The 12,462-nt window shown below is 65.6% G+C and carries 14 protein-coding genes; 6 read left to right on the top strand and 8 right to left on the bottom strand.

Features of this window, described 5'->3' with window-relative positions; genetic code table 11:
• The 6 genes from EOB49_RS30120 to tsaD form a co-directional block, all read right to left on the bottom strand.
• A complete protein-coding gene (locus EOB49_RS30120) occupies window positions 1–417 on the bottom strand; it encodes a DUF1761 domain-containing protein (protein WP_127383126.1) in 417 nt (138 codons plus the stop codon).
• Between the two features lie 50 nt (window positions 418–467).
• Entirely contained in the window at window positions 468–1,166 is a 699-nt protein-coding gene (locus tag EOB49_RS30125) for a methyltransferase (RefSeq protein WP_206526158.1), read from the bottom strand.
• Window positions 1,121–1,546: an EVE domain-containing protein gene (locus EOB49_RS30130; protein ID WP_023811233.1), complete on the bottom strand. Its 426-nt coding sequence runs from the start codon at window positions 1,544–1,546 to the stop codon at window positions 1,121–1,123. The genes EOB49_RS30125 and EOB49_RS30130 overlap by 46 nt, the downstream gene beginning before the upstream one ends.
• 127 nt (window positions 1,547–1,673) lie before the next feature.
• On the bottom strand, window positions 1,674–1,970 hold the full coding sequence (locus tag EOB49_RS30135; protein WP_127383128.1) for a YciI-like protein: 297 nt from the start codon (window positions 1,968–1,970) through the stop codon (window positions 1,674–1,676).
• A 31-nt stretch (window positions 1,971–2,001) separates the two neighbouring features.
• Entirely contained in the window at window positions 2,002–3,024 is a 1,023-nt protein-coding gene (locus EOB49_RS30140; protein ID WP_127383129.1) for an NAD(P)H-dependent glycerol-3-phosphate dehydrogenase, read from the bottom strand.
• Window positions 3,021–4,106, bottom strand: coding sequence for a tRNA (adenosine(37)-N6)-threonylcarbamoyltransferase complex transferase subunit TsaD (tsaD, locus tag EOB49_RS30145; RefSeq protein ID WP_206526159.1), 1,086 nt, complete (start codon window positions 4,104–4,106; stop codon window positions 3,021–3,023). The genes EOB49_RS30140 and tsaD overlap by 4 nt, the downstream gene beginning before the upstream one ends.
• Window positions 4,107–4,207: 101 nt before the next feature.
• Between tsaD and hemC the strand changes: the two genes are divergently transcribed.
• The 6 genes from hemC (at window position 4,208) to EOB49_RS30175 (ending at window position 10,355) form a co-directional block, all read left to right on the top strand.
• Window positions 4,208–5,134 carry a hydroxymethylbilane synthase gene (gene hemC / locus EOB49_RS30150; protein ID WP_127383131.1) on the top strand — a complete coding sequence of 309 codons (927 nt, stop codon included), beginning with the start codon at window positions 4,208–4,210 and terminating at the stop codon, window positions 5,132–5,134.
• 1 nt (window position 5,135) lies between these two features.
• Window positions 5,136–5,852, top strand: coding sequence for a uroporphyrinogen-III synthase (locus tag EOB49_RS30155; protein WP_127383132.1), 717 nt, complete (start codon window positions 5,136–5,138; stop codon window positions 5,850–5,852).
• 110 nt (window positions 5,853–5,962) lie between these two features.
• Window positions 5,963–7,495, top strand: a complete 1,533-nt coding sequence (locus EOB49_RS30160; protein WP_127383133.1) for a COG4223 family protein — start codon at window positions 5,963–5,965, stop codon at window positions 7,493–7,495.
• 10 nt (window positions 7,496–7,505) lie between these two features.
• Window positions 7,506–9,110 carry a heme biosynthesis protein HemY gene (locus EOB49_RS30165; protein ID WP_127383134.1) on the top strand — a complete coding sequence of 535 codons (1,605 nt, stop codon included), beginning with the start codon at window positions 7,506–7,508 and terminating at the stop codon, window positions 9,108–9,110.
• 36 nt (window positions 9,111–9,146) lie between these two features.
• Window positions 9,147–9,626, top strand: coding sequence for a TerB family tellurite resistance protein (locus EOB49_RS30170; protein WP_127268697.1), 480 nt, complete (start codon window positions 9,147–9,149; stop codon window positions 9,624–9,626).
• A gap of 15 nt (window positions 9,627–9,641) precedes the next feature.
• On the top strand, window positions 9,642–10,355 hold the full coding sequence (locus EOB49_RS30175; protein ID WP_127383135.1) for a glutamine amidotransferase: 714 nt from the start codon (window positions 9,642–9,644) through the stop codon (window positions 10,353–10,355).
• A gap of 96 nt (window positions 10,356–10,451) precedes the next feature.
• Here EOB49_RS30175 and EOB49_RS30180 read toward each other — a convergent pair whose 3' ends face one another.
• A complete protein-coding gene (locus EOB49_RS30180; protein ID WP_027037386.1) occupies window positions 10,452–10,760 on the bottom strand; it encodes an NIPSNAP family protein in 309 nt (102 codons plus the stop codon).
• Between the two features lie 54 nt (window positions 10,761–10,814).
• A complete protein-coding gene (locus EOB49_RS30185; RefSeq protein ID WP_127318782.1) occupies window positions 10,815–12,053 on the bottom strand; it encodes an MFS transporter in 1,239 nt (412 codons plus the stop codon).
• Window positions 12,054–12,462: the final 409 nt, after the last annotated feature.

Consider the following 12,462-nt stretch of genomic DNA (forward strand, 5'->3'; position numbering starts at 1 on the left):
TCAGGTTGCCGCCGCGCCGAACCAGCCGATCACGGCGCCGATGATCAGCAGCACGCCGAGCCAGTGGCCGCCGTCGATGAGGGTCAGGTCCCAGCCGAAATTCTCGTAGCGGTGATTGACCGAGAGCGTCGTGGCGACGAAACCCAGCCAGAGCACGAAGCCGAAGACTAGTCCGGCGATCCATGTCGGCTCGCCGCCGGTCATCGCGCCGACGACCAGGGCCAATATGGTGGCCATGACCAGTTCGGCGATGAAGCTGATGACGAAGGGCAGCGGCGACTTCTTCATCGTCGCCGGATCGAGCTTGGCGGCCTTCAGCCACGCCTTGCTCAGGCCCATGTACCAGGCGGCGCCGAACAGCCATGCGACGATCGCGGCGGCGACCACCGCCAGCCAGTTCACTGCTGAAAGATCCATGAGCTCCCCCTCTGATTTGTATGTGATGGAACGCCTGTTCGGCGATCGCGTCAAGCGAACCGCCAGACCGTCGTGCGCTTGACCAGCGCATCCTCCAGCGCCCGCGTGACGGCCACTTCATAGACAGAAAGCGGCTCCAGCCCTGTCTTCGGCAGATACGACCGTCCGGGATCGCCGATGAGGATCTCAGCGCCGCGCGCCTTCAGCGTTGCGAACCATGGCATCAGCCGGTCCGCGAAAGATTTGTCGTAGAAAACATCACCGGCCAGGACCACGTCCCAACCTGCATCGGTGCCGATGCAATCCGTGCCGAGGAATTCGGTCCCGACACCGTTGATCTCGCTGTTGAGCCGGATCGCGGTGGCACAGAACGGATCGATGTCGGCTGCGATCACCTTGGCGGCACCTGCCTTGGCGGCGGCGATGGCGACAAGACCGGAGCCGGAAGCGAAGTCGAGCACACGCTTGCCCCGCACCGTGCCGGGATTGTCCAGGACATAGCGGGCAAGGCCCTGGCCGCCGGCCCAGGCAAAGGCCCAGAAAGGTGGCGGCAGGCCGATCTCGACCAGCTCATCCTCGGTCCGCTGCCACAAATCATGCGCTTCGTCGGCAAGGTGAAGCAGGATCTCCGGGACGTGCGGCGGCGCCATCAGCGCCGTGTTGTCGAGAATGAATTGCCTCGCGCTGTTGGGCGTCAGCGCCGTCACGGAGCCGGCGTCAAGCCGCCCATGCGGCAGACTTCCTTCCATTCGGCCGGCGTCACCGGCTGCACGGAAAGCCGGCCGAGCCGCACCAGCGCCATGTCGGCAAGCTTCGGATTGGCCTTGACCTGTTCCAGCGTCGGCGGGTTCGGCACATCCCTTACGGCGCGGATGTCGACGCATTCCCAGCGCGGATCGTCCGACGTGGTGTCGGGATGGGCAAGCGCGCAGACTTCAGCGATACCGACGACGTTCAGCCCCTCGTTGGAATGGTAGAAGAAGCCGAGATCGCCGATCTGCATCGCCTTCATGTTGTTGCGCGCGGCGTAGTTGCGCACGCCGTCCCATTGCGTGCCGGCCTTGCCCTTGGCCTTCAGCATCTCGAAGGAGAACTTGAATGGCTCGGATTTGAACAGCCAGTAGTTCATGTCTTTCTCCTCCTGGACTCTTTATTTTGACGCAATTCCCAAGGGAAAGCGCTACGCGCTTTTCCCGGGAAAACCGTTTCACACTTTTCCTGGAATTACTCTAGCGTGCGCTCGCGGGCGACCGGGATTAACTAGCCGCCGGCTTGTTGAACGTCCAGTTCCACGGGCGGATTTCGACGCTTTCGAACAGCCCGGCCTTGGCGTAGGGGTCGGCGGCCGAAAGAGCCTGGGCGCCAGCCAGGTCGGACGCTTCGACGACCACGAGGCTGCCATTGGGCTTGCCCTCGGCATCAAGAAACGGACCGGCGAAGGCCAGCTTCTTGTCGCCGTTCAACCCTTCGAGAAAGGCGACATGCTCGGGCCGCGTGTCGAGGCGCACCTGCAGGCTTCCGGGCTTGTCCTTGCAAATCACAGCAAACAGCATCTTTTTCTCCTGATCGTTCAAAGTCGTGGGATCAATCGTTGGTTTCGGTCTTCAGCGGCCGGGTCATCAAGGCCGTCACAGCCTGCCGGACGGTGATGGCACCGTCCAGTATGGCGGCGACGGCGGCAATGATCGGCGCGTCGATGTTGCGCTCGGTGGCGATGCGGGCAGCGATCGCCGCCGTCGGCACGCCTTCGGCGAGCGGTAATCCGGCAAGCGGCTTGCCTTGGCCGAGCGCCAGGCCATAGGCGAAATTGCGCGACTGGGTGGACGAGCAGGTCAGCAGCAGGTCGCCAAGGCCGGAAAGCCCCATCAGCGTTTCGGGCCTGGCGCCGAAGGCAGCGCCGATGCGGCGCAGCTCGACAAAGCCGCGCGTCACCATGGCAGCCTGGGCGCTGGCACCGAGACCCGCGCCAGTGACGGCACCCGCCGCAATGGCGAAGACGTTCTTCAAGGCGCCGCCGATCTCGACGCCGATCAGGTCGTCGTTCGAATAGCAGCGCAGGTTTTCGGCGGAAAAGCGGGCGGCGAGATCGGCGGCCAATGCCTCGTCGCGGGCAGCGACCACAACGGCCGTCGGCAGGCCGCGGGCGACGTCGGTGGCGAAGCTCGGACCCGACAGAGCGGCAACCGGATTGAGCGGCAGGATTTCTTCGACAATCGCCGACAGCAAGGCGCCGGTCTCGCTTTCGATGCCCTTGGCACACAGAACCAGCGGGACACCGGCCGGCATATGGTCCTTCGCTGCCGCCAGCGTAGTCCGCAGCGACTGGGCCGGCGTCACCGCCAGCACGCAGTCGGCACCGTCGAGCGCGGCCTGAATGTTGCTCGTCGCCACGATGCCGGGCTGGAGCGTAATGCCCGGCAGGTAGCGTGGATTTTCGCCACGGTCGATCGCGGCGACGGTCTCCGGGTCGCGCGCGTAAAGGCGAACGAAATGCCCGGCGCGCAGCATGGCCAAGGCCAAGGCAGTGCCCCAGGCCCCGCCGCCGAGTACGGCAACGCGCCAGCCGGTCGGCGCGGTGTCGTTGCCGCTCATTGCCCGCTCGTTCATGCCTTGGCTCCGCGCCGGCCGGAGCCGACCATCGGCGCCGAGATGCTATCCAGCGGCCAGCGCGAGCGCGGCACGAAATCGAAGCCGTTCTCCTGCGCCATGCCGGCGCGCAGCCGCTCGATGCCGGCCCAGGCGATCATCGCCGCATTGTCGGTGCAAAGCTTCAGCGGTGGTGCAATGAAGGTGAAGCCGGTCTCGGCACAGAGCCGCTCCAGCATGGTCTTGATCGCGCGGTTGGCGGCGACACCACCGGCAACGACGAGGGCCGGGTTTTTCGTGCCGGGAAATGTCTCGCGAAAGCGCGTCAGCGCGCGGGAGACGCGGTCGGCCAGCGCATCGGCCACCGCTGCCTGGAACGAAGCGCAGATGTCGGCGACGTCCTGATCGCTCAGCGGCGCAATGGCGCTCGCCGCCTGGCGCACGGCGGTCTTGAGGCCGGAGAAGGAGAAGTCGGGCTGGGCCGAGCCCTTCATCGGGCGCGGAAAGGCAAAGCGCGAGGCACTGCCGGCCTGTGCCGTCTTCTCGACATTCGGCCCGCCGGGATAGGGCAGGCCAAGCATCTTGGCCGTCTTGTCGAAGGCTTCGCCGAGCGCGTCGTCGATGGTCGTTGCCCAGCGCTGATAGTCGCCGACGCCGCGCACGGCGACGATTTGCGTATGGCCGCCGGAGACCAGCAGCAAGAGATAGGGAAAGTCGAGCCCGTCGGTCAGCCTTGCGGTCAGGGCATGGCCTTCGAGGTGGTTGATGGCGATCAGCGGCTTGTTCGCCGCAGCGGCAATCGCCTTGGCCGTCATCAGCCCGACGATCAGCCCGCCGACCAGGCCGGGACCGGCGGTGGCGGCAATCGCGTCGATATCGGCGAGCGCTGTGCCCGAATCGGCAAGCGCTGCCTCGATGATGCCGTCCAGTGCCTCGACATGGGCACGCGCGGCGATTTCCGGCACGACACCCCCGAAAGCGGCATGTTCCTCGATCTGGCTGAGCACGATGTTGGACAGGATTTTTGGCGCGGCGTCGCCGTCGATGGCCACCACGCTGGCGGCGGTCTCGTCACAACTCGTCTCTATGCCCAGCACGCGGATCAATTCGTCGCTGTCCCTAAAGATTGTATCATGGGGCTTTCCCCGTTAGGAGAACCCCGGAAAAGCCTCGCTTGCCGGGGGGTTATCACGGACTGCGCGCCATGCAAACAATCTTGAGAATCGGAACACGCGGCAGCCCGCTGGCGCTGGCACAGGCGCATGAAGCACAGGCGCGGCTGATGGCCGCGCATGACATGCCGGCGGAGGCGTTCGAGGTGGTCGTCATCTCGACCAGCGGCGACCGCATCCAGGACCGGCCGCTGTCGGAAGCCGGCGGCAAGGGCCTGTTCACCAAGGAGATCGAGGAGGCGCTGCTGGCGGGCCGGATCGATATCGCCGTGCATTCGTCGAAGGACATGCCGACGCAACTGCCCGACGGTCTCGAACTCTCGGCCTTCCTGCCGCGAGAGGATGCACGCGACGCCTTTGTCGGCAAGGCGGCGAAGACGATCGCCGAACTGCCGCGCGGGGCGAAAGTCGGCTCGTCGTCGCTGCGGCGGCAAGCGCTGATCCGCCGGATGCGGCCGGATCTCGACGTGGTGATGTTCCGCGGCAATGTGCAGACGCGGCTGCGCAAGCTCGAAGAAGGCGTCGCCGCGGGCACGATCCTGGCCTATGCCGGGCTGAAGCGGCTTGGGCTCGAGCATGTCGTCACCGATCTGATACCGCTCGATGTCTTCCCGCCGGCGCCGGGGCAAGGTGCGATCGGCATCGAAACCCGTATCGGCGACCGCGATGTCGAAAAGATGCTGGCAGCCGTCCATGATGTGCCGACCGGCCAGGCACTGGCCTGCGAGCGCGCCTTCCTGGCGGCGCTGGATGGCTCCTGCCGCACGCCGATCGCCGGCTATGCGGCGATCGAGGCCGGAAAACTGTCATTCGCCGGGCTGATCATCTCGCCCGACGGCACGCAGTCGCACACGGTCGAGCTGCAGGGGCCGGCGCAAGACGCCGCCCGCATCGGCGGTGAAGCGGCCCGGAGTGTGCGCGCCAAGGCCGGCGAAAAGTTCTTCGACGGCTGGCTCTGAAATGCTTCGCGTCCTGGTGACCAGGCCGGAACCGGGTGCTTCGCGCACAGCGCATCGGCTTGAGGAGACGGGCTTTCAGCCGGTTCTTTTGCCCCTGACCGAAACAAAGGCGTTGCCCGCCGCCGCCGGACTGATCCCGGACGATGCCGTCGCGGTGGCCGTCACCAGCGCCAATGCCATGCGTCATGCGCCGGAAGAAATCATCGCGACGCTCGCCGCCTTGCCTTGCCATGCGGTCGGCAAAAGGACGGCGCAAGCGGCGCGTCGAGCGGGGGTTTTGTCGGTCAGTGAAGGCCCGGGCGATGCGGAGGGGTTGGCCGACAGTCTCGCCGCCGATTTTTCTGGAAAAACGATTGTCTACCTCTGCGGGCGCGTGCGTTTTCCGGCGTTCGAACAGAGGCTCGTGACGGCGGGCGTTCGGGTCCACGCCGTCGAGACCTATGACACGCTGACTGTGGGCTATCCGGACGAAGTCATCCTCGAACGCCTGTCCGGGCAACCTGCCGACGCGGTGTTGCTTTATTCAGCCAAGGCGGCGGCGGCGATGCAGACCTTGGCAAGACGGCCCGCTCTGCGCGGTCTCTTCGAAAAAACATGGGTTTTTGCGCTTTCCACTCGCATCGCGGCAGCCTTCGACGGTGTCGCCAGCGAAAGAATCCGCATTGCCGCGCAGCCCGACGAGGATGTGCTGCTGGCGCTTTTGCAGGCGCCGCGCTGAGCCGCGTCATCACACCGCCCCTTTTCACCGCTTGGTGATGTGCTAGACCCTTTCTGAACCATCATGCGCCGCCAGGCGTTGAGACGAAGCGAATTGTGCGGAGCCCAGGCATGGTCAAGACGCCGAAGATGCGACACTCGAAAAGCCGCCGCGAGCCGGTGACCATCGATCTCGAGCCGGGCGCCGTCTCACGCATCGCCGACGAGGACGCCGCCAGGCAGGAGGCCCGGACAGACGAGGCGAAGGCCGAGGAAGCAGCGAACGCTTCGCAGCCCGAAGTTCCCGAAGAGCCGGTTCACGCCGACCAGACCGATCTCGAGCCCTGGGAGCATACCGACGCCCGGGCCGAACCGGAGCAGCCGCCGGCAGCGGCGACAAAGCCCGCTAGCGAGGCCGAGATCCCCTATCCCGGATCGCCCGACGAGCCCGGATCGTCCGACGAGCCCGGATCGTCCCACGGTCCCGGATCGTCCGATGCGCCGGCCGGCAAGACCAAAGCTTACGATTACAGTTTCGAGGACGCATCGGCGAAGCGCCCGCAGACCGACGGCAACAAGGCAAAACCCGAGACACGGGACGAGAAAATGGCGCCACCCCCTGAAAAGCGCGGCGGCCTCAACGGCGTCGCCGCCGGCATCATCGGCGGCGTCATCGCGCTGGTCGGCGCCGGCGGGCTGCAATCTGCCGGCCTGCTCGGCGCGCCGGGTTCGGGCGCCGGCGTCTCGCTCGATGGCGTCAACGGCGACATCGCCTCGCTGAAGACCGAAATCGCCGGTTTGAAGGACGCCGGCGGCAACGGCGATGGAGCGGCCAAGATGGTCGGCCTGTCCTCGGGCCTTGAACAGGTCAAGGCCGATGTGGCGGCGCTGAAATCGGCTGTCGAGAAAGGTGGAGCAGGCGACGCAGCCGGGGTCGCCGCACTGGGCGACAAGGTCGCGCAGATCGAGACGGCGGTCGCCGCCCTCGGCAAGGCCGGCAGCTCGGCGCCGGTCGATCTCGGTCCGCTCAACGAGAAACTGGCTGGCCTCGACGCGCTGGTGAAGTCGGCCGGCGAGGCTACGACGGCGCAGGAGGGCCGGCTCACAGCGCTGGAGCAGTCTGTGTCGCAGCTGTCCGGCAAGGTCGAGGCGGCGGCGGGGCAGCCGAAGGTCGCGCTTGCCATCGCGGCGTCGGCCTTGAAGGCGGCGCTCGAGCGTGGCGGGCCGTTTTCGGCCGAACTCGAAACCCTCGCGGCAATTTCGCCCGATGCGCCGCAGCTTGCGGCACTGCGCCCCTATGCTGAAAAGGGCGTTCCGACCCGCGCCGAGATCGCATCGCAGGCTGATGCCGCCGCCAATGCCATGGTCACTGCCGCGACGCCCGTCGATGAGAATGCCGGCTTCCTGCAGAATCTGATGTCGAGCGCCGAATCGCTGGTCAAGGTCAGGCCGATCGGCGCCGTCGAAGGCGCCGGCGCACCGGAAACCGTCGCGCGCATGGAGGCGGCGGTCAACCAGGGCGACTACGCCAAGGCACTCAGCGAGTATGAAACGCTGCCCGAGGCCGCCAAGGCCGCTGGCGCGGACTTTGCCGGCAAGCTGAAGGCACGCATCGAGGTCGAAACCCAGGTCGATGCGCTGATCTCGGGCGCGATGAAGGCATGAGGGCAACACAATGATCCGCCTGCTCGCCTTCCTCATCGTCGTTTTCGCGCTCGGGCTGGGCTTTGCCTGGCTGGCCGACCGGCCGGGCGACATGGTCGTCACTTTTAACGGCTATCAATACCAGGTCAGCCTGATGGTGGCGGCGGTGGCCGTCGTTGCCGTGGTCGCCGCGGTGATGATCCTGTGGTGGCTGCTCAAGTCGCTGTGGAACAGCCCCTACACCATCTCGCGCTATTTCCGTGTCCGCCGCCGCGATCGTGGCTATCAGGCGTTGTCGACCGGCATGATTGCCGCCGGCGCCGGTGATGGCGCGCTGGCCCGCAAGAAGACCAAGGAAGCCGCCAAGCTGATCCGTTCCGACCAGGAGCCGCTGATCCACCTGCTGGAAGCGCAGGCGTCGCTGCTCGAAGGCGATCATGAAAGCGCGCGACAGAAATTCGAGAGCATGCTCGACGATCCCGAGATGCGGCTGCTGGGCTTGCGCGGGCTTTATCTGGAAGCCGAACGGCTCGGCGACCGCAACGCCGCCAGGCATTATGCCGGCCGCGCCGCGGTGATGGCGCCGCAGCTGGCCTGGGCGGCGGAATCGACGCTGGAAGAGTTGACCGCGCGCGGCGACTGGGACGGCGCCCTGAAACTGGTCGACGCGCAGAAATCGACACGGCAGATCGAGCGCGATGCCGCCAACCGCCGCCGCGCCGTGCTGTTGACCGCCAAGGCGCAGGCGCTTGCCGACAGCGACCCCGCCGCTGCCAGGACGGCGGCGATCGAGGCCAACAAGCTGCGGCCGGACTTCGCGCCCGCCGCCGTTGCCGCCGCGGCCGCATTGTTCAAGCAGAACGATGTGCGCAAGGGCTCGAAGATACTCGAGGCGGCCTGGAAGGCCGAGCCGCATCCGGAAATCGCCGAGCTCTATACCCATGCAAGGCCGGGCGACGCCGTGCTCGACCGTCTCAACCGGGCGAAGAAGCTGCAGGAAATGAAGAAGAACCACGCCGAATCGTCGATGACGGTGGCGCGCGCCGCGCTCGACGCGCAGGATTTCTCGACCGCCCGCCGCGAGGCCGAGGCGGCAATCCGGATGGACCGCCGCGAGGGCGCGTATCTGCTGCTCGCAGACATCGAGGAGGCTGAAACCGGCGATCAGGGCAAGGTGCGGCAGCTGCTGTCCAGGGCTGTGCGGGCGCCGCGCGATCCGGCCTGGGTCGCAGACGGCGTGGTATCGGAACGCTGGGCGCCGGTGTCGCCGATCACCGGCCGGCTCGACGCCTTCGAGTGGCGTGCGCCGATGGAGCGTCTCGGCCAGTTGATCGACAGCCATGACGACATGCCAGCCGGTGCGGCGCCGGTCATCGAAGCATTGGCAAAGCCCACGAGCGAAAAAGGGCCGATCGAGGTGATCGATGACGCCGGTGGCGAGACGTCGGCGGGCAAGCAAGCTGAAAGTCGCGAAGAAGATCATGTCAGGCCGATCACGGCAGCGGCCTTCGCCGCGGTGCCGAGCGATGCCGAGGGCGTCGATCCGGCCGAGGAGCTTGCGCGGTTGCCGGACGATCCCGGCGTCGATCCGGACGAGGAAGCGGAGAAATCGCCGCGCCGGTTTCGGCTGTTTTGAGTTGGGCAGGCCGTCAGGCCGTTGGGGTATGGATCTATGTTTGAACGCGTTCTGTCGTTTCTCAGGGATTTGCCGGCCGGCGCTGGCACTCGTGCCAGCACGGACGATCCGCGCATCGCCGCCTCGGCGCTGCTCTACCATGTGATGAATGCCGATGGCGTGCGCCAGGATGTCGAGTGGGAACGGTTCAAGGCGGTGCTGGCGGAGAGCTATTCGATCAGCGGCACGGAACTTGAGGCGCTTGCCGCCGCCGGCGAGCGGGCCGACAATGAGGCGATCGATCTCTATGCCTTCACCAGTGTCCTGAAGCGGCATCTCGATGCCGATGCGCGCAAGGCCTTCATCGGCCTGATGTGGGAAATCGTCTATGCCGACGGCGAGTTGCACGAGCTCGAGGACAACACCGTCTGGCGCGTCGCCGAGCTGATCGGCGTCGAACGCCATGATCGCGTCGAGGCGCGCCGCAAGGCAGCGGCGCACGCGCCCGGCGCCACCGGAACATCGAGCGACGAATAGGATTTTCGCCTTCCCATGCCGCGTCAAACGAGTTCGAAGCCAAAGATACTGATCGTGCTGCATCAGGAGAGTTCGAGCCCAGGGCGTGTCGGCCACATGTTGCTGGAAGAAGGGTTCGACCTCGATATCCGCCGGCCGCCGCTTGGCGACGCCTTGCCCGAAACACTGGACGGCCACGCCGGCACGGTGGTGTTCGGCGGTCCGATGAGCGCCAATGACGAGGACGAGTTCGTTCGCCGCGAGACCAGCTGGCTGGAAATACCGCTGAGGGAGAACCGGCCATGTCTCGGCATCTGTCTCGGCGCACAGATGCTGGTCAACTATCTCGGCGGCAAGGTCGAAGGACACGGCGAAGGGCTGGTCGAGGTTGGCTGGTATCCCCTGAAAGCGACCGAAGCCGGCAAGCAACTGATGCACTGGCCGGAGATGGTCTATCAGTTCCACCGCGAGGGTTTCTCGCTGCCCAGGGACGCGACGCTGCTGGCGACGGCCGAGACCTATCCCAACCAGGCCTTCCGCTACGGCGACAATGCCTGGGGCATCCAGTTCCATGGCGAACTGACCAGGGTGATGATGCAGCGCTGGGTGGTGCGCGGCGCGCATCGCTTCGAATTGCCCGGTGCCCAGCCCGGCCGCGATCATCTCGGCGGCCGGCTGATCTGGGACATGCATCTCAAGCGCTGGCTGGACGAGTTCCTGCGGATGATTTTCGGCAAGCCGAGCAGATAGCTAATGCATGTCGCCCAAAAGTGACCTCTGGGAAAACGACATGCATAAAACAAGACCTAAAGCGCGGCGCGTGAATCTGTTTCGACGCGACGCGCTTTAAGGTTCGAGCACCGGCCGCAGGAAGCTGCGCTCGTAGCTGAGAATGCTGCGATTGCGTTTTTCCATTTCAAACACTTCCTGGCATTCCGGGTCGGCAGCCATACGCTTGCGATAGACCTCGTAGTCGGCGAGGCTCGGGAAGCTGAACATGGCAAAAGCGATATTGCTCGCCCCCTCGCTCGGAAGGAAATAGCCGTGATGGTTTCCGCCGAGGCGGTTGACCAGAGCTATCCAGCGACGGCCATAATCTTCGAACTCGGCAAGCTTGTAGGGGTCGATGACATATTTCAGGTAGCAAGTGATCATGAGAGCTCCTGTGGCACGGGGGCGGGGCATTTTGGCTTGTCAACTGGAGGAAGATCAGTTGCGTCCGTCGAGATGGCGCACCTTGCGCAGTTGCGGGAACAGCACCATCCACAGGCCCGCTACGGCGATGGCGCCGATGCCGCCGATCACCACGGCCGGCACCGTGCCGATCAGCGCGGCCATCGTGCCGGCGCGGAATTCGCCGACCTCGTTGGAGGCGCCGACAAAGACCTGGTTGACGGCGTTGACGCGGCCGCGCACCTCGTCGGGCGTCCACAGCTGAATTAGCGTTTCCCTGATGTAGACGCTGAACATATCGGTGGCGCCAAGGAAGACCAGCGCCACGATCGACAGCCAGGTGATGGTGGAAAGGCCGAACAGCACGGTGAAGGCGCCGAACGAGGCGGCGGCGACCAGCATGATCATGCCCGCGTGGTTGCGAAGCGGATGCCCGGCCAGCCAGATGGCGACGCAAATGGCGCCGATGCTGGGCGCCGAGCGCAGCAGGCCGAGGCCCCAGGGGCCGAGCTGGAGGATGTCGCGCGCATAGACCGGCAGCAGCGCCGAGGCGCCGGACAGGAGCACGGCGAACAAATCGAGCGAGATGGCGCCGAGCACGATCTTCTCGCTCCAGATGTAGCTGAACCCGCCGAGCAGGTGCTGCATCGTCGGCTTTTCCGACTCGGTCCGCTGCGACGGCTTCGGAATGGTGAAGATCAGCAGCCCGGACACGAGCATCAGGACGGCGGCGGTTCCGTAGGCCGCTTCCGGCGACACGCCGTAGAGCAGGCCGCCGGCGACCGGGCCGACGATGGTCGCCGTCTGCCAGGCCGATGAATTCCAGGCGATGGCGTTGGCGAAATCCTGAGGCGGCACCAGATTGGCGAACAGCGAGGCGGAGGCCGGACCGAAAAAGGCGCGGGCGACGCCGAACATGGCAAGCACGCAGAAGATCGGCAGCGGCCCGCTGATGCCGCGCAGCGTCAGGACCAGCAGCGCCAACGCGCACATCGCCTCCACCACGACCGCCAGCGCCATGATCAGGCGGCGGCCGAAGCGATCAGCGACGACGCCGGTGACCAGCACCAGAAGCAGCGACGGCAGGAACTGGACGATGCCGACAAGGCCGAGATCGAGCGGGTCGCGGGTCAAATCGTACATCTGCCAGCCGACCGCGACGGACACGATCATGGTGGCGAATGTGGTGAGGAAACGCGCCGCCCAATAGCTCAGGAAGGACCGATGGCGGAACGCGGCATAGCGCTGGTCCGGCGATATCTGTTCTGCTGTCATGATTTAAGAGGCCCCGTTCGAATGGCATCAGCTGGCGGGGCACTTCCACGATGGGCGCTGGTCCGGCTGGCGGAACTTTTAGCTCAGTTCGCAGCGGATATGCGTCAAAATCAGTGCTGGATCAAGGAATTTTCAGCCTAAAGCGCGTCGCGACTTTTGAGCGAGATGCATTAGCGCTACTGCGTCATGAGTTTCTGGCCGAACGGAGCAATCGTTGACGTTGGCGCTGCCCCTCACTGTCCTGCCGGACATCCTATAGTGACGGGGAGAGAGGGGCGGGCGGCGACGCCGGCATTTCTCCCGCAACGCTGGAGATTGGCGAAATCGCCGATGACAGCACCCCTCCCCCCCTTACTATACGGGGAGAGGATGCCGGCAGGCAGGTGAGGGGCGGCGCAGACGCTGGCCA

The sequence above is a fragment of the Mesorhizobium sp. M7A.F.Ca.MR.148.00.0.0 genome, assembly GCF_003997735.1.
GTDB lineage: Bacteria > Pseudomonadota > Alphaproteobacteria > Rhizobiales > Rhizobiaceae > Mesorhizobium.